Below are 26,941 nucleotides of genomic sequence, written 5' to 3' on the forward strand. Positions count from 1 at the left end.
GTGACCGTGAACGCAGACATCCACGCCGGGGGCAACACCTGGCACGCTCTTCCCGCGGCGCAGCAGCCCGAGTGGCCCGACTCCGAGGCTCTGCGCGATGTGATCGCCGACCTCGCCTCGTATCCGCCGCTCGTCTTCGCCGGGGAGTGCGACCAGCTGCGCAGCCGGCTGGCATCGGTCGCCAGGGGCGAGGCGTTCCTGCTCCAGGGCGGTGACTGCGCCGAGGCGTTCGACGGGGTCGGCGCCGACCAGATCCGCAACAAGCTCAAGACGCTGCTCCAGATGGGAGCGGTCCTCACGTACGCGGCCTCGGTGCCGGTGGTCAAGGTCGGGCGGATCGCCGGGCAGTACAGCAAGCCGCGCTCCAAGCCGACCGAGACCCGCGACGGCGTCACCCTGCCGACCTACCGCGGCGACTCCGTCAACGGCTTCGAATTCACCGAGCAGGCCCGCACCCCCGACCCCGAGCGCCTCAAGCGGATGTACCACGCGTCCGCGTCCACGCTGAATCTGGTCCGCGCCTTCACCACCGGCGGTTACGCCGACCTGCGCCAGGTGCACGCCTGGAACCAGGACTTCGTGAAGTCCTCGCCGTCCGGGCAGCGCTACGAGGCGCTGGCCCGCGAGATCGACAACGCGCTGAACTTCATGGCGGCCTGCGGCACCGACCCGGCGGAATTCCGTACCGTCGAGTTCTACGCCTCCCACGAGGCGCTGCTGCTGGACTACGAGACGGCGCTGACCCGTACCGACTCGCGCACCGGCAAGCTCTACGACGTCTCGGGCCACATGGTGTGGATCGGTGAGCGCACCCGGCAGCTGGACGGCGCGCACATCGAGTTCGCCTCCCGGATCAGCAACCCGATCGGTGTGAAGCTCGGCCCCGGCACCACGCCGGAGGAGGCGCTGACCTACATCGACCGGCTCGACCCGGACCGCGACCCGGGCCGGCTGACCTTCATCGTGCGGATGGGCGCGGACAAGGTCCGCGACAAGCTGCCGACGCTGGTGGAGAAGGTCTCCGCGTCCGGCGCGCAGGTCGTGTGGATCTGCGACCCGATGCACGGCAACACCTTCGAGGCCGCCTCGGGCCACAAGACCCGGCGCTTCGACGACGTGCTCGACGAGGTCAAGGGCTTCTTCGAGGTCCACCACTCGCTGGGCACCCACCCGGGCGGCATCCACGTCGAGCTGACCGGCGACGACGTCACCGAATGCGTCGGCGGCGGCGACGAGATCTTCGTGGACGACCTGCACCAGCGGTACGAGACGGCGTGCGACCCGCGGCTCAACCGCAGCCAGTCGCTCGACCTGGCCTTCCTGGTCGCGGAGATGTACCGCGGGCAGTAGCCCGGGCGGCGGCCGTCACGGCCGGCACGAGGCGATACGGAAGGGGCGCGGATCACATCGACCCGCGCCCCTTGTCGCTTTTCCGCACCCTGGCCGACAGGTAAGGTAAGGGTTACCTCAGCTCCTCAGGGACCCGGAAACGGCGGTGACCGCGTGTACGTCTGCTCCTGCTTCGGCATCACCGAGCAGCAGGTCAAGCAGCACGCCGACGACGGTCGCTGCACTCCCCGGCAGATCGCCTCCGCCTGCAAGGCGGGCACGGACTGCGGGTCCTGCGTCAAGCGCATCCAGAGCCTGCTCGGCCGCGGCACCGGCTGGGCGACCCGTACGGCGCCGGAGCCCGCGGGCGACCCCGCCGCGCCGGTCGTCCTCGTACGCGCCGAGGCGCCGCAGCCGGAGGTTTCCGGTGCCCGCCCGCTGCCGCCCGGAGTACGCGCCGCCTGACCGGCGGGCGTGCGCGCGACCTGGACGGCGGGCAGGCGCGCCGCCTGACCGGCGGGCGTACGGCTCAGCTGTCCGGCTGCTCGATCACCTGCGCGAGGTAGAGCGCCTCACCCAGTTTCTCGATCAGTTCGAGCTGCGTGTCGAGATAGTCGATGTGGTGCTCCTCGTCGGTCAGGATCGACTCGAAGATGTTCTTCGACGTGAAGTCGCCCTTGGCGTGCATGACGTCGATACCGCGGCGCAGCCGGTCGATCGCCTCGACCTCCACCTGCCGGTCGGCCTGGAACATCTCGGTGACGGTCTGCCCGACCCTGACATGGAAGAGGCGCTGGTAGTTCGGCAGGCCTTCGAGGAAAAGAATCCGGTCGGTCAGGATCTCCGCGTGCTTCATCTCGTCGAACGACTCGGCCCTGGTGTACTTCGCGAGCTTCACCCAGCCGAAGTTCTCCTGCATCTTCGCGTGCAGGAAATACTGGTTGATCGCTGTCAGCTCAGCGGTCAGCTGTTCGTTGAGGAACTCGATGACCTCGGGGTCGCCCTGCATGGCAACGCCGTCCTTCCGGTTCGGACGAGTGGTTGCGCGCATCCTCGCACCGAGGAGTGGTCCGATCCAGTAAGTGAACACTTACGCGCGGTGACCGCAATGGGCCGCACATCCGCGGCGCGGGTTCTCTCCGTCAGGCCGCACGCTTTTCCGTTCTGGCGGTGCTCGGTCAAAAGCACCTCGTCCGGTCTGTCACCATGGAGGCATGGGTCGGTACGAGCGTCGCACGGGAGAGCTGCCGCCGGGCCAGCGGATCCAGCGGGGCTGGCCCGTCACGCATTACGGCCCGGTGCCGCGATTCAAGCCCGACCGCTGGGAGTTCCGGGTCTTCGGCGCGACCGCGGACGGCGACAAGACGTGCTGGAATCACGCGGAGTTCTCCGCGCTGCCTTATGACACCGTGGTCGCCGACTTCCACTGCGTCACGAAATTCTCGATGCTCGGCATCGAATGGGGCGGCGTCGCCACCTCGACCGTGATGAAGCTCGCACCGCCCGCGGACGACGTGACCCATGTGATGGTCTGGGCCGAATACGGATTCAGTTCCAACCTGCGGGTCGAGGACTTCCTCGACGCCCAGTCGCTATTCGCCACCCACAAGGGCGGCGAACCCCTCACCGCCGAACACGGCTTCCCTGTCCGGCTGATCGTTCCCGGGCTCTACGCCTGGAAAGGACCCAAGTGGGTCCGCGGCGTCGAATACATGACGGCGGACCGCCGCGGTTTCTGGGAGGAACGCGGTTACCACAACCTCGGCGACCCCTGGAACGAGCAGCGCTATTCGTACCAGGAGGAGCCGGGCGACGGCCCGGAGATCTAGCCCTCCGGGACCCCGTGGTGTCAGCGCACCCAGATGGTGACCGTGGCGCCCTTCGGGGCCTGGCCGCCGCCGTCGGGGGACTGGCTGAAAACGGAGTCGCCGAAGAAGAGGTTGATCACCCGGACGTCGAAGCCGGCGTCCTGGAGGATCTGCTTGGCCTCCGACGACTTCTTGCCCGTGACGTCCGGCACCGGGAAGAGCTGCTGGCCCTTCGACACCGTGATCGTCACCGTGTCGCCGGCCGCCGCCTGGGTGTCCCCCTCCGGGGACTCCACGGCGACGGTGTCCTTGTCGGCCTGGTCGGAGAAGACCTTCTCCGGCGCCAGCACCACCGTGAAGCCCGCGTCCTGGAGCTCCTGCTGCGCGTCGGTGACCGAATCGCCGATCACATCGGGCACGTCCACCGCTGAACCGCGCGAGACGGTGAGGGTCACGGGGGTGCCGGGGGCGCGCTGCGTACCGGCCGCAGGCCGCGTCACGATGACCTGGCCCTGCGGGACCGAGTCGTTGAAGGACTTCGTGACCGTGCCCGGGGTCAGCCCCGCCGCCCTGAGCCGCTGCTGGGCGTCGGCCAGGCTGCGGCCCTTGAGGTCGGGCACCCGGACCTCGCGCGGCCCCTTGGACACCGTCAGTTTCACCGTGCCATTGCTGCGGATCCGCTTGCCCGGCGCCGGGTCGGTGGAAATGACGCTGCCGCGCGGCACGGTCAGCGAGAAGTCCTGGTCCACCCGGGTGTCCAGCCCCGCGGACGTCAGCTTGTGCTGCGCGTCGGCCTGCGACAGCGCCAGCACGGCCGGCACATGGGTGAACTGCCCGTCGCTGACATACCAGACGCCCGCTCCGACGCCGAGGATCACCAGCAGCGCCGCCAGCACGGCCAGTGGCCCCCTGCGGCCCCGCCCCGCGCGCGGCCTGCCGCCAGGCGGCGGCGGTGGCGGCGACGCGAACGACCGCGCCACCGGGTGCCGCGGATCCGGTGCCTCCGGCGGCGGCAGCGGCAGCCGGGTCGTCCGGTGCAGGGCGTCCGAGTCCTGGCCCGTCGCCGCGGGCGGCCGTGCCACGACGCTGGTCGGCTCCTCCGAGCCGACCGCACCGCCCGGCACCGCGTCCTCGAACCCGCCCGTGCGCGCGTCCTCGTAAGGCCGGTCGTCCAGTTCCTGCGGGCTCAGGCCCGCGCGCACCGCCCGTACGTCGGCGAACATCGCCACCGCGTCGGCCGGGCGGCCCGCCGGGTCCCGCGAGGTCGTCCGCGCCACCAGCGCGTCAAGCCCCGGCGCCAGCCCCGGCACGGCGGCGGACGGCGGCGGCACATCCTCGTTCAGCCGCTGCATGATGACCTGCATCGGCGTGTCGCCGGAGTACGGCTTGGCGCCGGTCAGCATCTCGTACAGCATGACCCCGCACGCGTACACGTCCGTGCGCTGGTCGACCGTGCCGTGGCCGATCTGCTCCGGGGCCAGATACGACACCGTGCCGAGCAGCGCCCCCGACACGCTGGTCTGTGTGTCCACCGTCCTGACCAGGCCGAAGTCGGCGACCTTGACCCGGCCGTCGTCCCCGATCAGCACATTCTCCGGCTTCATGTCCCGGTGCACGAGCCCGGCCCTGTGCGCGGCGCCGAGGGCCGCGAGCACCGGCTCCAGGATGTCCAGCGCCGTCCGCGGCGACAGCGCCCCGCGCTCGCGCAGCACGTCCCGCAGGGTGCACCCGGCCACATACTCCATGGCCAGATAGACGTACGTCCCGTCGGTGCCCTGGTCGAAGACCCCCACCACATTGGTGTGCGACAGCCGCGCGACGGCCTTGGCCTCCCGGATGAACCGCTCCACGAAGCCGGTGTCCGCCGCCAGCCCCGGGTGCATCACCTTCAGCGCGAGCACGCGGTCGAGGCGGGTGTCCACGGCCCGGTAGACCGTGGCCATCCCCCCGACGGCGATACGCGCCTCGACGCGGTAACGCCCGTCGAGCGTCTGCCCGACCAGCGGGTCCTGCACGGTGGTGTCCACGATGGCCGATTCTACGATCCGCCCCCGACACCGCCGGTGCACGCGCCAGGACTGTGGCCGTGCCGTGGTGTTCCGGAACCAAACCGTGACACCGCGGGTGGCGGCCCCGAAAGCGGACCCCGGCGCAGAGCGGGCGGGGCCGCAGGTCAGAAGGCGGGTCTTTCCGGGTCGAGGTCGGGGAGGCCGGCGGTGGGGGAGGAGGCCAGGGCGTGGTGGCGGCGGGGGATGCGGCCGGCCCGGTGGGCGAGGCGGCCCGCGGTGACCGCGTGGCGCATGGCCTCGGCCATCAGGACCGGGTGCTGGGCACGGGTGACGGCGGACGCGAGCATCACCGCCGCGCAGCCCAGCTCCATCGCCAGCGCGACGTCCGAGGCGGTCCCGGCGCCCGCGTCCAGGATGACGGGGACGGTCGCGCGTTCGACGATCAGCCGGAAATTGTGCGGGTTGCGGATGCCGAGGCCGGAGCCGATGGGGGAGCCCAGCGGCATGACCGCGGCGCACCCGACGTCCTCCAGCTTGCGCGCCAGCACCGGGTCGTCGTTGGTGTACGGCAGCACGGTGAAGCCGTCGTCCACCAGCGTCTCGGCGGCGTCGAGGAGTTCGATCGGGTCCGGCAGCAACGTCCGCTCGTCCGCGATGACTTCGAGCTTCACCCAGTCGGTGCCCAGCGCCTCCCTGGCCAGCCGCGCGGTCAGTACGGCCTCGCCCGCCGTGAAGCAGCCCGCGGTGTTCGGCAGCACCCGGATGCCGTGCCGGGCCAGCACCGACAGCACCGAGCCCTTCGTCGTCGGGTCGAGCCGCCGCATGGCGACGGTCGTCACCTCGGTACCGGACGCCAGCAGCGCCTGATCGAGCACGTCGAGGCTGGGCGCCCCGCCCGTCCCCATGATCAGCCGGGAGGAGAATTCGGCCCCGCCGATCCGCAGCGGGTCGGTCACGGCGCCGGTGGCCGTCGCCATGGCTCAGCCCCCCTGGACCGCGGTCAGCACTTCGACCCGGTCGCCGTCGGCGAGCGGCGTGGCGGACCAGCGGGTACGCGGCACGACCGTGTCGTTGAGCGCGGCGGCCACGCCGGAATGGGCGGAGCTGAGCATGGCGACGAGGGCGTCCAGCGCGAGCGGGGCGTCCAGGGCGCGGGCCTCGCCGTTGACGTGCACGGTGATCGTCATGCGGTCTGCTCCTGTCGCGCCGGTGAGAACCGCTGGGCGCCGAAGGCACGCGCGTAGGCCGGGAGTTCGCCCGTGGCCGAGGTCAGCACCTCGGCCATGACGTCCCCGGTGACCGGGGTGAGCAGCACCCCGTTGCGGTGGTGGCCGGTGGCCAGCAGCAGCCCGTCGAGCGCGGTACGGCCGAGCAGCGGCGCGTTGTCGGGGGAGCCGGGGCGCAGGCCCGCCAGGGCCTCGGTGAGCGGGAGTTCGGTGATGCCCGGCACCAGTTCGTGCGCGTCCCGCAGCAGTTCGTAGACCCCGCCTGCGGTCACCGTGGTGTCCCAGCCGGATTCCTCGCTGGTCGCGCCGAGCACCAGCTCGCCGTCCTCGCGCGGCACCAGGTAGACGTGGCTGCCGCGTACCGCCGCGCGGACCGTGCGCGACAGGAACGGCGCGTGCGCCGGCGGGATCCGCAGCCGCAGGATCTGGCCCTTCACCGGCCGCACCGGCGGCAGTACGTCCGCCGGCAGGCCGGCGATCCGGCCGCTCCCGCTGCCCGCGGCCAGCACCGTACGGCCGGCGGCGACCGTCGTGCCGTCGGCGAGCACCGCGCCCGTGACGCGGCCGGCCGCGCACTCCACCCGGACGACCGCGGAGCGCAGGAACGCCACCCCGGCCAGCTCGGCCGCCCGCAGCAGCGCCGCCGCCAGCCGGCGCGGGTCGACCTGGTGGTCGCCGTCGATCCGCAGCCCGCCGCGCACGCCGGGGGCGAGCATCGGTTCGAGCCGGCGGCAGTCCCGGCCGCTCAGCCAGTGCGCCTCAAGGCCGAGCGAGGACTGGAAGGCGTGCAGATCGCGCAGTTGCGCGCGGTCGTCGGCGTCCAGCGCGACGGCCAGCGTGCCGCACGGGCGGTAGCCGGTGCCGAGGCCCGTCGCCTCCGTCAGCTCGGCGACGAAGTCCGGATAGCGCGCCGCCGAGGCGAGGTTCAGGTCGAGCAGGGTTTGCTCGCCGTATTGCAGCTCGGTGACCGCGGCCAGCATTCCGGCCGCGACGTGGGCGGCGCCGCCGCCGGGCGCGGGGTCGGCGACCGCGGTGCGCAGGCCGCGCTGCGCCGCGCGCCAGGCCGTCACCAGGCCGATGATTCCGCCGCCGACGATCAGTACGTCGTGGTTGCAGGTAGGCATGGAACTACCGCTCCTCCCTTCGCCGGCATGACCCGGATCAGGTTCTACGGTCGGCGGCCGTCAGCCGCCCTCTCAGCCCGGTCCGCCGGGCTCCCGCGAGTTCGCTTCGCGCGCCTCACCCTATCCCCCCACCCCGCCGCCCCAGCCTCCCCCCGGGCCAGTCGCCTTGCCGCACCCCCACGCCAGAGGACACCCCCTGGGGCGCGGGGAACGGCGCGCCCAGCCACAGCGCGCCGCAGGTGCGAAGCCCACCGCAAGCGGCACCCCGCCAGGGGCGCGGGGAACTGCGCGCCCAGCCACAGCGCGCCGCAGGTGCGAAGCCCACCGCAAGCGGCACCCCGCCAGGGGCGCGGGGAACTGCGCGCCCAGCCGCAGCGCGCCGCAGGTGCGAGGCCCACCGCAAGTGGCACCCCGTCGGGGGCGCGGGGAACGGCGCGGGCAACCACGACGCGCCGCAAGTGTGAGGCCCACCGCACGTGGCACCCCCTGAGGCGGCACCCCCCGGAGGGAGGCGCGGGGAACACCCCCCGCCACGACGGCACCGTCGAGCAGGCCTCGGGCGGCCCCCGCGAACCCCCAGCGGCGCGTCAAGGCACGACGGCGCCCCGCCGTAAAACCGGCAAGCGCGCCGCAGGCGATACGGTGAGGAGGTGAGCGAGCGCAGCGCCGTCGTGGTGATCGTCGGGGCCGGAATGGCCGGAGTGCAGACCGCCGTGGCCCTGCGGGAACAGGGCTGGCGAGAGGGGATCACGCTGCTCGGCGACGAGCCGCACGCCCCGTACGACCGCCCGCCGCTGTCGAAGGCGGTACTCCTGGGCTCGGCGGACAGCGCCCAGCTCGACATCCGCTTCGACGTGGACTTCGACGCCCTCGACGTCGACCTGCGGCTCGGCGTGCGCGCCCAGGCGCTCCGCACGGCGGACCGCCAGGTGATCACGGACGCGGGCCCGCTCCCGTACGACCACCTGGTGCTGGCCACCGGCGCGTATCCGGTCGCGCTGCCGGGGAGCGCAGGCCTGCCCGGCGTGCACCTGCTGCGGACGCTGGACGACGCGGCCGGGCTGCGCCCGGTGCTGGACGCGAAGCAGCAGGTCGTGGTGGTCGGCGCCGGATGGATCGGCGCGGAATTCGCGACCGCCGCCCGGCAGGCCGGCTGCGAGGTGACCGTGGTGGAGGCGGCCGACCGGCCGCTGGCCGGCGTGCTGCCCGCGGTGATCACCGCGCACATGCGGGCCTGGTACGAGGAGGCCGGCGTCGAACTGCGCACCGGCGCCCTGGTGTCCGGGGTGGAGCCCGACGCGGTGGTGCTCGCCGACGGCAGCCTGCTGCCGGCCGCCGCCATCGTCGTGGGGATCGGCGCGCGGCCCGCGACGGGCTGGCTCGGCGGCTCCGGCGTGAAGCTGGGCGAGGACGGCTCGGTCCTGGCCGACGACCGGCTGCGTACGACCGCTCCCGGCGTCCTCGCGGTCGGCGACTGCGCGTCCTTCCCCTCGGCCCGTTACGGCGAGCGGCTGCTGATCCACCACTGGGACAACGCGCTGCACGGCCCGCGGACGGCCGCGGCCAATGTGCTGGGCGGGGACACCCGCTACGACCCGGTGCCGTACTTCTGGTCCGAGCAGTTCGGGCGGTTCGTGCAGTACGCCGGGCACCACACCGACGCCGACACCCTGCTGATGCGCGGCGACCCGTCCACCGCGTCCTGGTCGGTGTGCTGGCTGCGCGGCGACCGGCTGGCCGCGGTGCTCGCCGTGGACAGGCCGCGGGATCTCGCGCAGGCCCGCAAACTGATCGCCCGTTCCGCGACGGTGGACCCGGTGACGGCCGCGGACCCGGCGGTGCCGCTGACGTCGGCGGCCCGCTGAGCGGCACCGCGGACGGGGCTCGGCGGCACCGCCCGGACGGCGGCACCCTGCAGCGGTTGTCGGCGGCAGGTGGCAGGCTTGTTCCGTGACAGTTTTCTCGTCGGTTGACGCACACATTGACGCACTCGTTCCCTCGTGGCTCACGCTGCCCGATGTCGCCGAGCGCCTGGGGCTCGACATCACCCGGATCCGGCCGCTCATCAAGGAGGGCCAGCTCATCGCGGTCCGCCGCGGTGAGAACAGGGTGCTGATGGTGCCGAGCGACTTCATCGGTGACGGGAAGATCATCAAGGGCCTGTCCGGCACGCTCACCGTCCTCAAGGACGACGGGTTCTCGGACGAGGAGGCCCTGGAGTGGCTCTTCACCGTCGACGACACCCTGCCCGGCACCCCCGCCCAGGCGCTGCGCGAGAATCGCGGGACCGAGGTGAAGCGCCGCGCGCAGGCGCTCGCCGTGTAGCCCGCGGCGGCAGCGCCCGCCGCACGCCCCGGGGGAGCCGACCCGTATGACCAGCAGCAGCACCGCACGTGAGCGGTTGGCGGACGCCCGGCTGTATCTGTGCACCGACGCCAGGAGCGGGCGCGGCGACCTCGCGGACTTCGCGGACGCCGCGCTCGGCGGCGGGGTGGACGTCGTCCAGCTGCGGCACAAGGGCATCGAGGCCCGCGAGGAGCTGGCGGCGCTCGCGGTGCTGGCGGACGCGTGCCGGCGGCACGGCAGGCTGCTGGCGGTCAACGACCGGGCCGATGTGGCGTACGCGGCCGGCGCCGACGTCCTGCACCTGGGGCAGGGCGATCTGCCGGTGCCGGCCGCGCGCGCCCTGCTCGGCGACCGGGTGGTCATCGGCCGCTCCTGCCACGCCGAGGACGAGGCCGCGGCGGCCGCGGTGGAGGCGGGCGCCGACTACTTCTGCACCGGCCCGGTATGGCCCACCCCGACCAAGCCGGGCCGCCCGGCCCCCGGCCTCGATCTGGTGCGTTACGCCGTCGGGCTGGGCACGGACCGCCCGTGGTTCGCGATCGGCGGCATCGACGCGGGCAACGTCGGGCAGGTACTGGACGCCGGCGCCCGCCGCATCGTGGTGGTGCGGGCCGTCACCGAGGCCGCCGACCCCTATGCGGCGGCGAAGGAACTGGCGGCGGCGGTGCGCTCGTACACCCCGTGAGCCGTGCGGGCCGCCGGCCGCCTGCGCCCGGGCCGTCCTCGGCGGGGCCGTCCGGCGGCACAGGCTGTCCACAGGGCGGACAATGAACGGACGTAGCCGGGCATATTCGCCAGTACGGCTACGCACGGTTGCCGAGCACGGTTAACCTGCATACATGGCCCTGGGAACCCCGTCCACGCGACCCGACCGAGCGACCACCATCCGGGAGCTGCTCGCGTCCGGCCACCAGTCGTACTCGTTCGAGTTCGGCGCGCCCAGGACGGAGAAGGGCGAGCGGACGCTGTGGGACGCGATCCGGCGGATCGAGGCGGTCCGCCCGACCTTCGTCTCGGTCACCTACGGCGCCGGCGGCTCGTCCCGCGAGGGCACCGTGCGGGCGACCGACCGGATCGTCTCGGACACCACGCTGACCCCGTGCGCCCACCTGACCGCGGTGAACCACTCGATCGCCGAGCTGCGCAACATCATCGGACAGTACGCCGACGCCGGGATCCGCAACATCCTCGCGGTGCGCGGCGACCCGCCGGGCGACCCGCTCGGCGAGTGGATCCCGCATCCGCAGGGCCTGACCTACGCGGCGGAGCTGGTCTCGCTCATCAAGGAGTCGGGCGACTTCTGCGTGGGCGTCGCGGCCTTCACGGAGATGCACCCGCGCTCCACCGACCCGGCGGCCGACACCCGGTACTTCCTCGACAAGTGCCGGGCCGGCGCGGACTTCGCGATCACCCAGATGTTCTTCGACGCGGACGACTACCTGCGGCTGCGCGACCGGGTGGACGCGGCGGGCTGCCGTACCCCGATCATCCCCGAGGTGATGCCGGTCACCAACGTCCGGCAGATCGAGCGGTTCGCGCAGCTCGGCAACGCGCCCTTCCCGCCCGACCTGGCCGCCCGCATCCTCGCGGTGCAGGACGATCCGGCGGCGGTCCGGGCGATCGGCATCGAATTCACCACCGAGATGTGCCGCCGCCTGATGGCCGAGGACATTCCGGGGCTGCACTTCATTACTCTTAACCACTCCACCGCATCGCTGGAGATCTACGAAAATCTGGGACTGCACCAGCGGGCGTGACACGCGCTGCGGTTCCCAGGTGAGGAAGTGGGCACATGGGCTACTCGGTGCTCTACATCGCGTTCGGCATCGTCGCGCTGTGGCTGCTCGGCGAAGTGCTGCTCCAGTACAAGGCGCGGCTGCGCTGGCGGGTGCTGGCCTTCTGCGGCTTCCTCGGGGTGGTCGCCGGGGTCGCGATGGGCGCGGTCGTGGTGATCGTGCTGGGCGCGCTCACCTTCGGCGCCGGGCAGAGCCTCGTCACCCTGTCGTACAAGCGCGGCTTCTCCACCGGCTGGGCGCTGGGCGGCCGGCCCGGCTCCAGCCGCCGCCGCAAGGGCGGCGCCCGGCGGGCCGGACCGGTCCTGGAGGTCGGCCCGGTGGAGGAGGACGACCTCGCGGCGGCCGGCGCCGGTGCTGTCGGCGCCGAGCGGATCGCCGACCCCTCGGCCACCCGGGACGACGTCTACCAGCCGGTCCCGATGCACGAGGACAGCGGCGAATACCCGCTCTACGGCGGCCAGTCGGCCTCCACCGCCGACCCCTACGCCGGCAGCGGCCACCAGGTCTACGGTACCGAGGCCTACCAGGACTGGGGCACAGGACCGCAGCCCGCGGCGGCCTCCAGCGGCTACCGGAGCGGCCAGGACGGCGGCTACGGCACCGGGGCAGGCTACGGCCCGTCCGGCGGCTGGGAGGACGGCCAGGCCGCCGCCGCGCAGTACGGCGACCAGCAGCACGGCTACGGCTACGACCAGGGCGGCTATCAGCAGCAGCCCGCGGCCGGCTACGACTACGGCCAGCAGGCCACCGGCGACTGGACCCCGCAGGCCCAGCCGCCGGCCGACCCGTACGGCTACGGCTATCCCTACCCGCAGGAACAGCCGCAGCCCTACATCCCGCAGCAGCAGCCGTACGACCCGGGCCAGCAGCAGGACCACCAGCAGGACCACCAGCAGGACCGGCAGCAGCCGCAACAGCCGTACGAGCAGCCGTCGTACGACCAGCAGCAGCCGCAGTACGCCGACCCGTACGACCCCTACCGCTACTGAGCCGCCGGCGCCCCGCCCGTCAGCGGCGGCCCAGCAGCGCGGGCAGCCGGGCGGCGGAGGTGCCGAGTCCGGCCGGGGCGCCCCAGACGGGTCCCGGCACCCGGGCGGCGGCCGGCGAGGCGGCCGAGGGGAAGTGCCGCAGCAGCGCCGCCTCTTCGTAGCGGTGGCAGCCGCGGTGCCAGGTCAGGATGCCCGCCAGCCAGTCCCGCAGCTCCTGGGCGTAGTCCTCGAGCGCCCGCCGTGCGACCGCGTCGAGGTGGAACTCCTCGAAGAGCGCGGGCAGTTGCGTCTCGGTGATGTGCTGGAACTCCGCCATCCGCGCGGCCATCAGGGCGCCCACCACCCGCATGCCCTCCTCGGGGCCGCAGTCCAGGAAGTTCTGCACCACCAGCACCGCGTTGTGGATCTCGCCCTCGAACTGGATCTCCTTCTGGTAGGAGAACACGTCATTGAGCATGCAGGCGAAGTCGGCCGCGGCGGACTCCATGGCCCGCACCGGGCGGGAGCGGTAGACCTCGGGGGAGAGCGTGCCGCCGTGGCCGATCCGCGACAGGCTCATGGTCAGGTCGGAGCCGAAGGTCTTGCGGCGCATCTCGATGTAGTCGACCGGGTCGGGGATACGGTTCTGCTTCTGGTTGGCCAGCTCCCACAGCCAGCTCTCCGTCATGTCCTCGATGGTGGTGCGGAAGGTGCGCCGGGCCTCGGGCCGCATCGGCCCGGCGGTGCGGTGCCACAGGTCGGCCAGCCCGCGTTCCAGCGCGGTCACCGGCGGCGGCACCGCGCCCGCGTCCAGCGGCATGAACAGCCCGAAGCGGTCGGTGGTGTGCCGGGCCGCCGCCATGTCCGGGGTGCGGCCGAAGACGATCGGGTAGTAGTCGTCGCCGTAGGTGCCCCAGGTCAGCCAGTCGGTGGTCAGGTCCAGGCTGTCCCGGTCGGCGTCGGGATGGATGCCGGCCGCGCACAGCGCGAAGTCGTACGCCACCAGCTTCTCGGCATTCCACAGGCCGCCGGGGACCGGGAAGCCGGGCTCGGGGTCGAGCATCCCCATTCGCCGGCTCCACTCGACATTGTGGGCGCGGGAGGCGTCCAGATGCCCGCTCAGCCGGGTCTCGAACGGCATCGGGATGTCGGGCAGTGCGACCGCGCCCACCTGCTGGTGCGGCACATGGCTGAAGCTGCGCAGCCGCTGCGGCATCGTCGCGGCCAGCGAGCGGAACACCCCGGCCGCCGAGGTGCCCAGGCCCGTCGGCCCCCCGAGTCCGCCGAGCGCGCCGAACCCGCCGGACGTGTCCTGCCCTGTGCCGCCGAGACCGCTGGTCACCGCGCCCGCGGCGCCGTCCCCCGCCCCGTTCATGTAGCGGCTGGAGCGCATGTGCCACTCATGGCCGCCGGACTGCCAGTCCTGGAGGCCCTTGACGTACGCGAAGACGTCGTGCCGCTCCTTCGGCCCGAGGCCGTACTGGTCGGCCAGCGGCTCGACCTCGGTGAAGGCGGTGTGCTCGAACTGCTGGAGCCGTGAGGTCAGCAGGTCGTTGACCCGCTCGGCGGCCTCCTGGGTGCTGATGCCGAGGAACCGTTCCAGCACCAGCACCGCGTTGGCCAGCTCGCCCTCCTGCTCGGTCTCCCGCTGGTAGGAGAACAGGTCGTTGCGCAGATGGACCCCGTCGGCGAAGGTGTCGCGGAGCACCCGCATCGGACGGCTGGCGGCGATCACCGCGGGCACCTCGGCCGACGCCGCGTACTCGATCAGATTCGCCGACCAGGGGGCGCCGCCCACCTTGCGGCGCATCTCGATGTACTCGATCGGGTTGGACACCCGGCCCGCGCTGATGTTGTCCAGCTCCCACAGCGACTCCTCCAGCAGGAACTGGGTGCTCTCCGCGAAGCGCCGCCGCCAGTCGTCCGACATCGCCGGGACCGTACGCGCCCACAGGTCGGCGAGTCCGGCCTCCACCTGGTTGGTCGGCTCGGGCACCGGCTGCGAGAGGTCCACCGGCATGAAGGCGGGCAGCCGGTCCAGATAGAGCTTCGCGCCCGTCATGTCCTGGCTGCGCTTGAAGATGTCGAGGAAGTGGTCGTCGAAGAAGAACACCCACACGTACCAGTCGGTGACCAGGTCGAGTGCGGGACCCGAGCAGTCCGGGTGGGTGTAGGCGCACAGCAGGGCGTAGTCGTGCGAGTCGAGGTCGGACTCCTCCCAGATGCCCGACCCCTCCAGCATGTCCATCTCGCGCGCCCACGCCTTGGTGTGCACGCGCGCTCTTTCGAGATGGGGGTTGAGCCGGGCCGGATAAGGGACGTAGAACTGCGGGAGTTCGAAGGGCTGTGGCATGTCGGTACGGCCTTCCGTTCGGCGATCAAAGGGCCTGTGATCACGCTAAGTGATCGACCGCCCGCGCCGGGAGGACCTGCGGACACAACCGCCCGATCAGTTGAATTCGGGCGGCAGCGCGATTAACGATCTTGGGATGCGGTTATCTGTCACGCCGCACGCTCAGCGGCTGCCGCCCGGGCCGCCGGCGATCAGGTCGGCGGTGATCGCCGCCGACATCCCCGCGTGCGGCAGCCCGCCGCCGGGGTGCGCCCAGCCGCCGACGCAGTAGAGCCCGGGGAAGGGCGCCCGGTTCGCCGACCGCAGCAGGGTGCCGCCCGCCCCGGCCAGCGAGGGGGCGGGCACCGAGCCGCCCGCGACGCCGGTCTCCCGCTCGGCGTCCGCCGGGGTGCGGACCTCCCGCCACAGCTCGCGCTCGCGCAGCCCCGGCACGGCCGCCTCCGCGGCGGCGGCCATCAGGTCCGCGAAGGACTCGGCGGCCCCGGGCGCGTTCCAGTCCACCGTCCGCGGCAGCTTCCGCGCCGCGTCGTGCGCGGGCACCGGCGCGGTCAGCGTCACCGCCTCGTGGCCCTCGTCCGGCCGGGTCGCCGGGTCGTCGGGCCGCAGCACGGTCACCGTCAGCGCGCCCGGCGGCGGCAGCGGCTTCGGACCGCGGGCGTACATCCAGCCCAGCGCGCGGTCCCGGTCGGCCGCGTGCACCACCGTGCGGTGCGCGCCGCCGGCCGGGCGCGACCCGCGCAGCGCCAGATGGACCGTGAAACGGCCCGCCTCGCCGTGCGGCCCCGCGAAGGGCCGCGGTGCCCCGTCCCCGCCCGGGGCCGCCGCGCCGGCGCACAGGGCAGGCACCGGCGCCCCGGCCACCACGATGTCCGCCGCCACCTCGCTGTCGTCGGCCAGCCGCACACCCGCCGTACGGCCGCCGTCCACCAGCAGGCCGGTCACGTGCGCGTCGAAGCGGAATTGCACCCGGCGTTCGAGGCAGCGCTCGTAGACCGCCTGCGCCAGGCGGTGCACCCCGCCGGGCACGTACCACAGGCCGAAGGTCTCCTCCAGATACGGCAGGACGGCCGCGGACGCCGGTCCCTCGCGCGGGTCGACACCGTGGGCCAGCAGATGGCTCTCCAGCAGCGCAGCCATGCGCGGGTCGCGCAATTCCGCGGCGGCGATCCTGGCCAGCGACGGCCGGCTGCGGCCCGGCCCGAAGCCGCGTCTGACCACCGGGTACGGATCGCGGGTCAGGATCCGCGGGTCCGCGGGCAGCGCGTCCTCCAGCATCGGCCGCCGCATGACCTCCCAGGTCCCGCGCGCCCTGATCATGAGGTCGCTCCAGCGCTCGCCGCTGCCGGGGCCGAAGGCCGCGTCCATGGCGGCGACGGTCCCCGAGCGCGAGGCGTTGGGCAGCGTGAGAACCGTGCCGTCGGCGAAGACATGGCGGCTCGCCGGGTCGACCCCGACCAGGCCGGCGGCGTCCTCCAGGGACTTCTTTCCGGTCTTCACGAACAGGTCGCGGTAGACCGCGGGCAGCGTCAGCAGACCGGGACCGGTGTCGAAGGTGAAGCCGTCCCTGGCCAGCCGGCCGACCGCGCCGCCATAGGTGCCGGTGCGTTCCAGCACCACCACCTGGTGGCCGCCGGTGCCGAGCCGAGCCGCCGCCGCCAGCGACGCCATGCCCGCGCCGATCACCGCAATCCGTGCCATGCCACGGACTGTAGCGGCGGGCGCGGGTTCAGACGGCGGCCGGGGTGCCCCGCCCGCCGCCGGACGCCCGGCGCTCCCGCCGGCGCCGCCAGAAGCGCCGGATACGGGAGAAGAGGAAGGCCACCGTCGTCAGGCCGAGCGCCAGCAGAGTCCCGGCGATCACCGCGGCCGCCACCGGGTGGAACAGCGCGAAGATCACCAGCGCCGACACGCCCAGATCCTCGGCCAGGCTGACCACGATGTTGCTGAACGGCTCGGGCGAGGTGTTGACCGCCATCCTGGTGCCGGCCTTCACCAGGTGGCTGGCCAGCGCGGAACTGCCGCCCACCGCCGCGGCGGCGGCCTGCGGCAGCGAGCCGTCGTGCCCGGCCAGCAGCGCGGCGACCACCCCTCCCGCGACCGGGCGGACCACGGTGTGCACCGCGTCCCACGCCGTGTCGACATAGGGGATCTTGTCGGCGACGGCCTCGCAGAGGAAGAGCAGCGCGGCGATCACCAGCACATCGGTGCGCTGGAGCGACAGCGGGACCTCGTCACTGGCCCCGGTGACGCCCATCAGGCCCAGCAGCAGCACGACGGCGTAGGAGTTGATCCCGCTCGCCCAGCCACTGGTGAAGACCAGCGGAAGTACGGACATGCCCGGGACTCTAGCCAGAACTGCCGGGATGGTGAGCGGAAGTGAGCGAACGTGCGTGAAAGGGGCGGGATCTGAGTATCACTACTTAGACACACCTTTGAGTAGCGGCACGGATGGCCGTTACCGGCGGAAACGGAAGAGTGGAGCCACGGACGGGCACACCGACCGCACCGCCGACACGGGGCGGCGGTACGGCGGCGAGCCTGCTCGGCAACGGGGGGTTGCATGGGGGGAGGCGCTGTCCCGGCACGGTTCGGTGGGGGGACCGGCCCATGCCAGGACAGCGCGCTCGGCTCTTCCCGCGCCTCCCGGTGCACAGCGCCTCCCGGCCCGCGACGCCATCCGGCCCGCGACGGCTGCGGCTTCTCCCGGTCAGGACCGGGGCGCCGTCGCGCCGAGCGCCGCGCCGCCGACCCGGCCCTGGAGCAGCCGTGACAGGGCCGCGTGCACATCGTCGATGCTGCGTTCCGGCTGGAACGCCTGCCAGTCCAGGGCCGCCACCAGCACCATGCCGAACAGCGCGGACGCGGTCAGCTGGACATCGATGTCCTCGCTCAGCTCGCCCGCCGCGACCGCCGCGCTCAGCACCTCCTCGACCACCGAGACCGCCTGCCGCCGCACCAGCGTCAAGGTGTCCTGCCAGGCCCTGTTGGTCCGCCACAGCTCGGCCACGTAGAGCTGGGTGAAGGACGGGTAGCGCACGATGAAGGCCAGCCCGGCGTGGATCATCGCGTCCAGCGCGTCAAGCCCGCTGCCGCCGCGCGCGGTGGTGCCGGTCGCGGCCTGCCGCAGCGTGTCGCGCAGCCGGCCCACACCGTCTCGCAGCAGCTCCTCGAACAGGTCGTTCTTGCTGGCGAAGTTGTAGTAGACGGTGCCTTTGGCGACCCCGGCCCGCTCGGCGATCTCGTCGACGGTGGTGCCGGAGAAACCCTGCTCGGCGATGAGAGTGACGGCCGCCGTGTAGAGCTTGCGGCGGGTGGCCTGACGTCGTGCGGTGCTCATGGGACCGATTCTGCCCGCCCGCGGTGGGGCGAGGTGACCCGATCATCGAGGAAGTGCCGATATCCGCAGGTCAGGACTGATTGTCAGTGGTCGGCCCCACTATGGGCATACGGACCACGTACGGAGAAAGTGAGGCTCGCCATGGCAGTACCGCTCAGCGACGTCCACCCTGTGCTGCGCCGCGCCACCGCATCACCCGCCGCCCTCGACCTGCTCACCCAGGCCCACCACGGACTCACCGAGGCCGGCCTTCTCGACGCGCCCCACGAGCGGTACGCCACCGCTCACCTCGCCGCCCTGCGCACCGCCGCCGCGGTGCTCGCCGCCCGGGGCTTGCCCGAGGACACCTCGCGGCGCCGCCACAGGATCCGCAGTGTCTGGGAGGTGCTGCCCGAGATCGCACCCGAACTGTCCGAGTGGAGCGCGCTGTTCGCGGCCGGCGCCGACCGCAGGGCAAGGGCGGACGCCGGCATAGCCAGCGCGGCAGGACCGCGCGAGGCCGACGACCTGGTCCGTGCCGTCACGGTGTTCCTGCGCTTGGTGGAGCGGATGCTGGTGCTCCACCCGATCCTCGACGACGCCCCGCCGCTGATACCGGGGCCGTCGCGGGAGTGACCGGCGCGCGGCCCCGGGCAGATCACGGGCAGGCCCTAGAGTTGGAGCCGCACCCGTCACCCGCCGCTGAGGAGCCGTCCGCCATGTCCCGTCAAGGAGGGGTGGACCCGATGCGCCCCCGAGCCAGCCTGCGTACCGCCGTGGTCTGGGAGGTCCTGCGTGACGCGCTCGATCGGCGGGCGAAGGCGGCGGACACCGCGGTCCTCGACGTGCTGGACACGGGCGGCGGCACCGGCAATTTCGCGGTGCCCGTCGCCCGGCTCGGCCACCGCGTCACCGTCGTGGACCCCAGCCCCGACGCGCTGTTCGCCCTGGAGCGCCGGGCCGCCGAGGCCGGCGTCACCGAGCGGGTCCGCGGCGTGCAGGGTGACGCGCAGGGCCTGCTCGACGTGATCACCCCCGGCGAGTACGACATGGTGCTCTGCCACGGCGTCCTCGAATACGTCGACGACGCGGCCGAGAGCATCCGCCACGTGGCCGGGGCGCTGCGTCCCGCGGGCTCGCTCAGCCTGCTCGCCGCGGGCCGCGGCGGCGCCGTCCTGGCCAGGGCACTGGCCGGGCACTTCGCCGAGGCCCAGCACGCCCTGGGCGACCCGGACGGGCGCTGGGGCAGCGGCGACTCGCTGCCCCGCCGCTTCACCGCGGACGAACTGACCCGGCTGGTGGCCGACGCGGGGCTGCGGGCCGCCTCCGTGCACGGGGTGCGGATCTTCGCCGACCTGGTCCCCGGGGTCCTGGTGGACACCGAGCCGGGCGCCCTGGACGCGCTGCTCCGGCTGGAGCTGGCGGCGGCCGAGGAACCCGGTTTCCACGCCGTCGCGACCCAGCTCCACGTGCTCGCCGAGCGCGGCTGACGGCCGCCGCGCGCGAGGCGGCGCACAGGGACTGTGTCACAGGCCGCCCGTCCCGCCATTCCTGACCGTATGCTGGCATGACGCGACAGCGGACGGGGAATGAAGGACCCGTCGGGTTGGCGCAGAGGGGCGGGTTTCACGGGGGCGATTCCCTGCCTATCCTGAAAGGGTCGGACCGGTCGCCTCGCGCGACCGACGAGTAGGAGGTCTCCGTGCCGCTCTCGGAGCACGAGCAGCGCATGCTCGAGCAGATGGAGCGAGCGCTGTACGCCGAAGATCCCAAGTTCGCGTCGGCGCTCGAGGGAACCGGGCTGCGCACGTTCACCCGGCGCCGGGTCTACCAGGCGGTCGCGGGGTTTCTGGTCGGTGTCGCGCTCCTGATGGGTGGCATGATCGCCAAGCTGACGTGGGTCGGCGTGGCGGGCTTCCTCGTCATGCTCGCGTGTGCGGTGCTCGGGGTCACCGGCTGGCGCAAGGCAGGCAAGCCGGCTGAGCAGGCTCCGGTCGGCGCTGTCGGCCGCGGCGGGCGACTCGCCCGCCGGCACCAGCCGCGCAAGGGCAAGGTCATGGACCGTATCGAAGAGCGGTGGCAGCGGCGGCGCGACGAGCAGGGCCAGTAGCCGCGGGCTCCGTTCTCCCCGGCCCACCAGCGCCCCCCGGTGCCCCTTCCGACCCTCGGCACCTCCGCGGTGTCTTCGCGTGACGCGTTCCCCATCCCGCCTGCCGTGAGGCTGGGGGCACCGCTGCGTCGGCGGGTCCGCGTTCCCCGGGTGCGGGGGTTGTGCGGTGCCCACGCGTAAGGGGGCGCCCCTTCCCGCGGGCGCGGGGTTCTTTGCGCTCCCGGGCGCGTGAGTCTCTTGGGGCGCGGGGAACCGCGCGCGCAACCGGCCACCGGCCGGTGGTCGGGATGCGACAGCGACAGCCCCTCCGGGGCGGTGGCGACCCGCGCGCCGGTGGTGGGCTCGTCGCGCGGTTCCTCGCGCCCCTGGGGTGGTGCGGTGGGTTCGTACGTGACGGTGGGTGGGGGCTTGTCGCGCGGTTCCTCGCGCCCCTGGGGGTGGCGCGGTCCGTCGTCACACGACGGTTGTGGTGGGTTGCTCGCGCCGTTCCTCGCGCCCCTTCGGGGCACGTCCTGCCGGGCTGGACAGCGCGCCACCGTCGTGGCTTGTCGCGCGGTTCCTCGCGCCCCTGAGGGGGGCCCGCCCAGCAGGCCGCGGGCCAGGCGTGGACGCTCGCGTTCGTGCGGGGGAGGGTTCGGGCGGCCCCCGGGGTGGTGGCTGAGCACCGGCCCCGGGGGGGTGCCGTCAGGAAGAGAGCCGGCGGCGCAAGGGTGCCGCGACGCGGTCCAGGGTCCGGGCCAGCCGTTCGGAGGTGGCGGACGCGCCGGCGGAGAACCGCCACAGGACCCGGGCGAAGGAGCGCGGGAAGTAGCGGGCCCGCAACCTGGCGCCGCGACCCGCCGAGGCGTGCAGCCCGGCACGGACCGCGTGGACGTCCGCCGCGAGGCCGGTCGCCGCGCCCGGCGTGGGCGCGTACAGCGTGCGCTCCACCGCGGCGCCCAGCGAGGTCGCCCCGGCGGCAGCCGTCCCGCTCAGCCGCCCGTCCGTGATCAGCCGGGCCATCGCCCGCCGCGGGGTCTCGGACTCGTCCGGTGGGATGCCGTAGTCCCACCCGGTGTCCAGCACCTCGCGCCACGCGGACAGCACGAGGCCGCCGCTCTTCTCCCGCCCGCCGCCGAGCCGCCCTGCCCGTACCCGGCTGCGCCAGATCAGCGGCAGCGCGGGCAGCAGCAGAACCAGCAGGGCGATCAGCGCGAGCCCCGCGAGCCGCAGCCCGTCGGTGCCGCTGCCGCCGGAGCCGCCGCCCGCCGCCGCCGCGGAACCGCACGCGGCCTGGCCGGAGTTGTGCTCGGCGCACTGCGACGAGGCGGACGGCGTCGGGCGGGCCGTGCTGCCCGTGCCGTGCTGCGTCGGGTCGGGGGTGGCGCTGCCGCCCGCGGTGCTGGTCGAGAGCGTGTAGGACGGGGCGGTGCCGCGGTAGGGCGTCGGCTCGAAGCGGGTCCAGCCGATGCCCTCGAAGTACAGCTCGGGCCAGGCGTGGGCGTCCTTGAGCCCGACCGACATCGTGCCCTCGCTGGTCAGCGAGCCGGGGGTGAAGCCGACCGCGACCCGCGCCGGGATGTGCAGGGTGCGTGCCATCGCCGCCATGGTGAAGGCGAAGTGCACGCAGAAGCCCTCCTTGGTCTGGAGGAAGCGGGCGATGGCGTCCACCCCCGTACCGGACTTCGCCTCGGTGTTGTAGACGAACTCCCCCGAGGTGAAGTACCGCTGGAGGTCGAGCGCCCGCTGGTAGTCGGTGGTCGCCGACCGCGTCACCTGCCGGGCGGTGGTCGCGACGATCTTCGGCAGCGAGCCGGGCACCTTCTCGTACTGCTCGGCGATCCGCCCGGTGGCCGGCGGCGCCGCCGCGAGCTGGGCGGCGGTCGGCTCCAACTGCGCGCTGGTGACCTGGTAGTGCAGGCCCGCGGTGGTCTGCCCGTGGTCGCCGATGACCATCCGGCCCTCGGGCTGGTAGCGCCAGTCGCCGTCCGCCCGCACCCGGACCGCCGGGTACGGCATCGGCAGCCAGCCCTGCGCATAGTCGCGGTCCACCGCGACGGAGGTGTCGACCTCGGTGTATCTGACGTCCTCGCCCTGGCCCTGCGGGGTCGGCAGCACATCGGGGATGTCCAGCTTGGCGTCCTTGGAGGCCGACCACTGGGTGCCGTCGAATTCGTCGAGCGACACGATCCGCAGGTACATCCCGGTGGCGTCGGGGGAGTTGGTCCTGTAGGTCATGACCTCGCGGTTGTCGGGCTGGTTCAGGTAGTCCTGGAGCGCGACCTCGGGGCGTACCGCCGCGGCGCTGCCCACGCCGTTGCCGAGGCCGTCGCCGCTGCCGCCGCCCGCGGAGTCCAGCAGGCCGCCGCTCAGCGACGGCAGGACCGCGGGCAGCACCAGGGCGATGCCCAGCGCCATCGCGCCGATCCGCCGCCCGGTACGCACCGGTGCCAGCGGCGCGCCGCCGCCCGCCGCGCCGGCCGGGCCGGCCCAGCCGTTCTGCCGGGGCGCACCGCCGAAGACCCGGCCCCAGCGGGACAGCCGGTCGCGGCCCTCGGCGAGCAGCAGCAGGAGATAGCCCGCGGCGGCGATCAGGAAGTACAGCCACTGGCTGCCGCCGTCCTCCAGGCCCGCCGCGACCGCGTAGAGCGCGAGCAGCGGCAGCCCGGCGGGCGCCGCGCTATTGTACGTCACCGCTATCGCGTCCACCGCGAGCGCGATCAGCAGTACCCCGCCGACCAGCAGGAACCTGATGCCGGGGGTGACGGGCGCCGGGATGGCGAAGTTGGTGACGTCGGTCATCCCGTCCTGGACGAGCTGTCCGAGCTGGCGGAGCGACTGCGGCCCCGGCAGGACTCCGCCGACCGCCTGGTGCGGGGTGAACATCACGGTCAGCACCAGCAGCGAGACCAGCGCCTGGCCGAGGATCGTCAGCGGCCTGGCCAGCGGCACCCGGCGGGCGGCGGCGCCCACCCCGGCCTGGAGGACCACGCACAGCATCGCCTTGAAGAACCAGCCGCGCGGGGAGGCCAGCGGGAGCAGCGCGGACGCCGCCATCAGGGAGGCCAGCGCCGCGAACACCGTCAGCCGCGCACGTCCGCTCATGTCGTCGCCCCCGCTTCGTGCCGGCCCTCGGGGGAGTCCGGGGACTCCTCCCGCGAACGGTAACGGTCGGCCCGCTGCCACAGTTCCGGCAGCGTGTCGCCGGCCGCGACCTCGACGACCGTCCAGCCCGCCTCGCGCAGCATCCGCACCGCGCGCAGGGTGCCGTCCTGCTCCTCCGCGGGCGCGGCGCCCGCGTCACCGGCCGGCACCAGCCGCCCGGCCGAGTCCACCGTGACCCAGTCGTCGCTGTCCAGCACGAAGGCGACCGCGCCGCCCGCCCGCTGCCTGATCCGGGCGATGCTCGCCGCCTGCTGCTCGTCCAGGTCGCCGAGGAAGGCCACTATCAGGCCCTCGTTGGCCGACCGCAGCGCTTCGTACGCGGCCGAGAGCGTCTCGCTGTCGGAGTGGGCCACCACCGCGAGGGTGTCGAGCAGCACGCCCGCCATGTCGGAGGAGTCGCCGCCGAATCCGGCGGTGCCCTCGGGTCCGGGCACGCTGCTGCCGGTGTCGGTCAGCAGCCGGACCGCGTAGCCGCGCTCCAGCATGTGGGTGGCGACCGAGGCGGCGCCGGACACCGCCCACTCGAAGGCCGAGTCGGGGCCCGAGCCGAAGTAGGCCCAGGCGCGGGTGTCGAGCAGCACCGTGCAGCGCGCCCGGTGCGGCTGCTCCTCGCGGCGCACCATCAGCTCGCCGTATTTGGCGGTGGAGCGCCAGTGCACCCGGCGCAGGTCGTCGCCGTGCCGGTAGCCGCGCGGGATGACGTCGTCCTCGCCGGCGAAGGCCAGCGCCCTGGTGCGGCTCTCGCCGTAGCCGTTGGCCTGGCCCGCCAGCCGGACCGGCGGCAGCGCCTCGACCCGCGGGACGACGGTGAGGGTGTCGTAGGAGCTGAAGGAGCGGGTCAGCTCGCACATGCCGAACGGGTCGCTGAGCCGCAGTTGCAGCGGTCCGAGCGGGTAGCGCCCGCGCAGGTCGGAGCGCACCCGGTAGGACACCTCGCGGTGCCCGCCGGGCTCGACCCGGTCCAGGACGAAGCGCGGGCGCGGCCCGAGGACGTAGGGCACCCGGTCCTGGAGCATCAGCAGGCCGGTGGGGACCCGCGAGACGTTGTCGACCCGCAGGTGCACCCGGGCCTCCGACATCGCGGGCACCCGGGACGGCGACAGGCGGCGGCTGCCCGCGACCCGGTAGCGGGTGCGGTAGAGCACCGCGACGCACACCAGCGGCAGGATCGCCAGCAGCAGCCCGACCCGCAGCAGGTCGGGCTGCCCGAGGACGTACGCGCATATGGCCGCGGCGACACCGGCGGCCACGAACGACCGGCCGCGGGTGGTGAGGCCGCCGAGCGCGGCACGGAAGCCGCCGGCGCCCTGGCGCGCGTCGCCGCCCTGCGTTCCGGGGTCACCGGCCCGCGGCGGCTGCGGGGCCTGCCGCGGCGGATGCGGCGGCGGCAGGGGAGGAGGGGGCGGAGGCGGCCCGCCGGCGGCGGGGGTGGCCATCACAGGCCCCGGGCGCCCGGGCGGCGGCCGGCCGACGGGTCGGGGACCGGGACGCGCTGGAGGATCTCGGCGACCACCTGCTCGGGGGTACGCCGGTTGAGCTGGGCCTGCGCGGTGGGCAGCAGCCGGTGCGCCAGGACCGAGGAGGCCAGCGCCTGCACGTCGTCCGGGAGTACGAAGTCCCGGCCGTCGAGCGCGGCGGAGGCCCTGGAGGCCCTGATCAGGTGCAGGGTGGCCCGGGGCGAGGCGCCGAGCCGCAGGTCGGGGTGGTCGCGGGTGGCGCCGACCAGGGTCACCGCGTAGCGACGGACCGGGTCGGCGACATGCACCTGGCGGACCGCCTCGATGAGCTTGACGATCTCGTGCGCGTGCGCCACCGGCTGGAGGTCGTCCAGCGGCGAGACCCCGCCGTGCACGTCCAGCATCTTCAGCTCGGCCTCGGGACTGGGGTAGCCGATGGACACCCGGGCGGTGAAACGGTCGCGCTGCGCCTCGGGAAGCGGGTAGGTGCCCTCCATCTCCACCGGGTTCTGGGTGGCGATCACCATGAAGGGGCTGGGCAGTTCGTAGGTCGTGCCGTCGACGGTGACCTGGCGCTCCTCCATCGACTCCAGCAGCGCCGACTGCGTCTTGGGCGAGGCGCGGTTGATCTCGTCGCCCACCACGATCTGCGCGAAGATCGCGCCCGGCTTGAACTCGAAGTCCCGCTGCTGCTGGTCGAAGACGCTCACTCCGGTGATGTCGGAGGGCAGCAGGTCCGGCGTGAACTGGATACGCCGGACCGAGCAGTCGATCGAACGCGCCAGCGCCTTGGACAGCATCGTCTTGCCGACGCCGGGCACATCCTCGATGAGCAGATGCCCCTCCGCCAGCAGAACGGTCAGCGCGACACGAACGACCTCGGGCTTGCCCTCGATCACGTTCTCCACACTGCGGCGGACCCGGTCCGCGGTCGTGGTCAGATCGCTCAGGCTTGCGCGTGCGTCAAAGGTCGTCACCCGGTGCTCCTAGGCCATGTCCGCGGGACTCGGTCATCCCTGGACCGGCCCTCCCCGAAATGCGTGCCGCTCGCTGCGAGGCAGGCGGTGCCGCACTGTGCATTCTTCCCTTACGCGGCACTCCACGTCACTCGGCTGCCGTTACTTGTTCGTGATTTCCCGCAGCAGGCCGGTGTGCACGTCGAAGACGAAGCCCCTGACGTCCTCGGTGTGGGCGAGGAAGGGGGACGTCCTGACCCTGGCCATGGACTGCCTGACGTCCTGGTCGAGATCGGTGAAGGACTCCACCGACCAGGTCGGGCGCTGGCCGACCTCGTTCTCCAGCTCGGTGCGGAACTCCTCGGTGATGCTCTGCATGCCGCAGTTGGTGTGGTGGATGAGCACGATCGACCGGGTGCCCAGCGCGCGCTGGCTGATGGTCAGCGAGCGGATCGTGTCGTCGGTGACCACTCCGCCCGCGTTGCGGATGGTGTGGCAGTCGCCCAGGTCGAGTCCGAGCGCCCTGTGCAGGTCGATGCGGGCGTCCATGCAGGCCACGACGGCGACCTTGAGGACCGGCCTGGCATCCATGCCCGGGTCGTGGAATGCGGCGGCGTACCGCGCGTTGGCCTCGACAAGGCGGTCGGTGACCGACCCGGTGGCGGCGGGAGCCGAGGTCTCGGACGGGCCGCTTGCAGCAGATATCGACATGTCTTCGACGGTAAGGCCCGGGCAGGGCGGTCACCTGCTGTGAGTTCAGACGAAACAGCAAAATAAGCGGTCATTCCCCGGCTGTGTGACGTAATCCACAGGGGTCGTCGGGCGCGCCGCCGAGGTCGCCCGGCAGGGTGACGCGCCGCGTCCGGCCAACGTTGACCGTGGAGCATGGTGGAGTAAAGTGGCGCGAAGTGGTGTTTGAGGGCTGACGCCCGAGCCCCCGCGGTGACCGGCCGAGGCAGGTGGCCGGCCGTGCGGGGCGGGGCACCTCCCGCCGCAGGG

The 26,941-nt window shown here is 73.2% G+C and carries 24 protein-coding genes and 1 riboswitch; of the genes, 11 read left to right on the forward strand and 13 right to left on the reverse strand.

Features of this window, described 5'->3' with window-relative positions:
• Positions 1-1,350, forward strand: a complete 1,350-nt coding sequence (locus OHA86_RS28400; RefSeq protein ID WP_329179725.1) for a class II 3-deoxy-7-phosphoheptulonate synthase — start codon at positions 1-3, stop codon at positions 1,348-1,350.
• Positions 1,351-1,503: 153 nt separating this feature from the next.
• The gene (locus tag OHA86_RS28405; protein ID WP_329179727.1) at positions 1,504-1,794 is read left to right on the forward strand and encodes a (2Fe-2S)-binding protein; all 291 of its coding nucleotides are present in this window, start codon (positions 1,504-1,506) and stop codon (positions 1,792-1,794) included.
• A 64-nt stretch (positions 1,795-1,858) separates the two neighbouring features.
• Here the strand turns inward: OHA86_RS28405 and bfr are convergent, their stop codons facing one another.
• Positions 1,859-2,338 (reverse strand): bacterioferritin, encoded by a 480-nt coding sequence (bfr, locus tag OHA86_RS28410; protein ID WP_329179729.1) that lies wholly within the window; start codon positions 2,336-2,338, stop codon positions 1,859-1,861.
• A gap of 205 nt (positions 2,339-2,543) precedes the next feature.
• Between bfr and OHA86_RS28415 the strand changes: the two genes are divergently transcribed.
• Positions 2,544-3,158: a sulfite oxidase-like oxidoreductase gene (locus tag OHA86_RS28415; RefSeq protein ID WP_329179730.1), complete on the forward strand. Its 615-nt coding sequence runs from the start codon at positions 2,544-2,546 to the stop codon at positions 3,156-3,158.
• A 20-nt stretch (positions 3,159-3,178) separates the two neighbouring features.
• On the opposite strand, the gene pknB is transcribed toward OHA86_RS28415, so the two are convergent.
• The 4 genes from pknB to thiO form a co-directional block, all read right to left on the reverse strand.
• Complete coding sequence (gene pknB, locus OHA86_RS28420; protein ID WP_329179733.1) at positions 3,179-5,164, reverse strand: Stk1 family PASTA domain-containing Ser/Thr kinase; 1,986 nt, start codon at positions 5,162-5,164, stop codon at positions 3,179-3,181.
• Between the two features lie 146 nt (positions 5,165-5,310).
• Positions 5,311-6,123, reverse strand: coding sequence for a thiazole synthase (locus tag OHA86_RS28425; protein ID WP_329179735.1), 813 nt, complete (start codon positions 6,121-6,123; stop codon positions 5,311-5,313).
• A gap of 3 nt (positions 6,124-6,126) precedes the next feature.
• On the reverse strand, positions 6,127-6,333 hold the full coding sequence (gene thiS / locus OHA86_RS28430) for a sulfur carrier protein ThiS (protein ID WP_329179737.1): 207 nt from the start codon (positions 6,331-6,333) through the stop codon (positions 6,127-6,129).
• Positions 6,330-7,496, reverse strand: coding sequence for a glycine oxidase ThiO (thiO, locus tag OHA86_RS28435; protein ID WP_329179738.1), 1,167 nt, complete (start codon positions 7,494-7,496; stop codon positions 6,330-6,332). Before thiO ends, thiS begins: the two co-directional genes overlap by 4 nt.
• Positions 7,494-7,602: riboswitch (TPP riboswitch) on the reverse strand. It overlaps the preceding gene by 3 nt.
• Positions 7,603-8,146: 544 nt before the next feature.
• On the opposite strand from thiO, the gene OHA86_RS28440 reads away from it, so the two are divergent.
• From OHA86_RS28440 to OHA86_RS28460, 5 genes are all read left to right on the forward strand, one after another.
• Positions 8,147-9,361, forward strand: a complete 1,215-nt coding sequence (locus OHA86_RS28440; RefSeq protein ID WP_329179739.1) for an NAD(P)/FAD-dependent oxidoreductase — start codon at positions 8,147-8,149, stop codon at positions 9,359-9,361.
• An 85-nt stretch (positions 9,362-9,446) separates the two neighbouring features.
• A complete protein-coding gene (locus OHA86_RS28445; protein ID WP_329179740.1) occupies positions 9,447-9,821 on the forward strand; it encodes an Rv2175c family DNA-binding protein in 375 nt (124 codons plus the stop codon).
• Between the two features lie 46 nt (positions 9,822-9,867).
• Complete coding sequence (gene thiE, locus OHA86_RS28450) at positions 9,868-10,527, forward strand: thiamine phosphate synthase (RefSeq protein WP_329179742.1); 660 nt, start codon at positions 9,868-9,870, stop codon at positions 10,525-10,527.
• Between the two features lie 154 nt (positions 10,528-10,681).
• The gene (gene metF / locus OHA86_RS28455; RefSeq protein WP_329179744.1) at positions 10,682-11,599 is read left to right on the forward strand and encodes a methylenetetrahydrofolate reductase [NAD(P)H]; all 918 of its coding nucleotides are present in this window, start codon (positions 10,682-10,684) and stop codon (positions 11,597-11,599) included.
• Positions 11,600-11,634: 35 nt separating this feature from the next.
• Complete coding sequence (locus OHA86_RS28460; protein ID WP_329179746.1) at positions 11,635-12,627, forward strand: hypothetical protein; 993 nt, start codon at positions 11,635-11,637, stop codon at positions 12,625-12,627.
• A gap of 19 nt (positions 12,628-12,646) precedes the next feature.
• Here the strand turns inward: OHA86_RS28460 and OHA86_RS28465 are convergent, their stop codons facing one another.
• The 4 genes from OHA86_RS28465 to OHA86_RS28480 all read right to left on the reverse strand — a co-directional run bounded on the left by OHA86_RS28465 (position 12,647) and on the right by OHA86_RS28480 (position 18,296).
• Positions 12,647-14,959, reverse strand: a complete 2,313-nt coding sequence (locus OHA86_RS28465) for a terpene synthase family protein (RefSeq protein WP_329179748.1) — start codon at positions 14,957-14,959, stop codon at positions 12,647-12,649.
• 162 nt (positions 14,960-15,121) lie between these two features.
• Positions 15,122-16,657, reverse strand: coding sequence for a phytoene desaturase family protein (locus OHA86_RS28470; RefSeq protein ID WP_329179750.1), 1,536 nt, complete (start codon positions 16,655-16,657; stop codon positions 15,122-15,124).
• Positions 16,658-16,685: 28 nt separating this feature from the next.
• Complete coding sequence (locus OHA86_RS28475; protein WP_329179752.1) at positions 16,686-17,294, reverse strand: DUF4126 domain-containing protein; 609 nt, start codon at positions 17,292-17,294, stop codon at positions 16,686-16,688.
• 372 nt (positions 17,295-17,666) lie between these two features.
• A complete protein-coding gene (locus OHA86_RS28480; RefSeq protein WP_329179754.1) occupies positions 17,667-18,296 on the reverse strand; it encodes a TetR/AcrR family transcriptional regulator in 630 nt (209 codons plus the stop codon).
• A 141-nt stretch (positions 18,297-18,437) separates the two neighbouring features.
• Between OHA86_RS28480 and OHA86_RS28485 the strand changes: the two genes are divergently transcribed.
• From OHA86_RS28485 to OHA86_RS28495, 3 genes are all read left to right on the forward strand, one after another.
• Positions 18,438-18,911, forward strand: a complete 474-nt coding sequence (locus OHA86_RS28485) for an SAV_6107 family HEPN domain-containing protein (protein WP_329179755.1) — start codon at positions 18,438-18,440, stop codon at positions 18,909-18,911.
• An 83-nt stretch (positions 18,912-18,994) separates the two neighbouring features.
• The gene (locus tag OHA86_RS28490) at positions 18,995-19,765 is read left to right on the forward strand and encodes a methyltransferase (protein ID WP_329179756.1); all 771 of its coding nucleotides are present in this window, start codon (positions 18,995-18,997) and stop codon (positions 19,763-19,765) included.
• A 212-nt stretch (positions 19,766-19,977) separates the two neighbouring features.
• Positions 19,978-20,385, forward strand: a complete 408-nt coding sequence (locus tag OHA86_RS28495) for a DUF3040 domain-containing protein (protein WP_329179757.1) — start codon at positions 19,978-19,980, stop codon at positions 20,383-20,385.
• Positions 20,386-21,069: 684 nt separating this feature from the next.
• Here the strand turns inward: OHA86_RS28495 and OHA86_RS28500 are convergent.
• From OHA86_RS28500 to OHA86_RS28515, 4 genes are all read right to left on the reverse strand, one after another.
• Positions 21,070-23,469 (reverse strand): transglutaminase TgpA family protein, encoded by a 2,400-nt coding sequence (locus tag OHA86_RS28500; protein ID WP_329179758.1) that lies wholly within the window; start codon positions 23,467-23,469, stop codon positions 21,070-21,072.
• Positions 23,466-24,965 carry a DUF58 domain-containing protein gene (locus tag OHA86_RS28505; protein WP_329179759.1) on the reverse strand — a complete coding sequence of 500 codons (1,500 nt, stop codon included), beginning with the start codon at positions 24,963-24,965 and terminating at the stop codon, positions 23,466-23,468. The genes OHA86_RS28500 and OHA86_RS28505 overlap by 4 nt, the downstream gene beginning before the upstream one ends.
• Entirely contained in the window at positions 24,965-25,963 is a 999-nt protein-coding gene (locus OHA86_RS28510) for an AAA family ATPase (protein ID WP_329179761.1), read from the reverse strand. The genes OHA86_RS28505 and OHA86_RS28510 overlap by 1 nt, the downstream gene beginning before the upstream one ends.
• Positions 25,964-26,104: 141 nt before the next feature.
• Positions 26,105-26,653, reverse strand: coding sequence for a beta-class carbonic anhydrase (locus OHA86_RS28515; RefSeq protein ID WP_329179762.1), 549 nt, complete (start codon positions 26,651-26,653; stop codon positions 26,105-26,107).
• Positions 26,654-26,941: the final 288 nt, after the last annotated feature.

It is taken from the genome of Streptomyces sp. NBC_01477 (assembly GCF_036227245.1).
GTDB lineage: Bacteria > Actinomycetota > Actinomycetes > Streptomycetales > Streptomycetaceae > Actinacidiphila.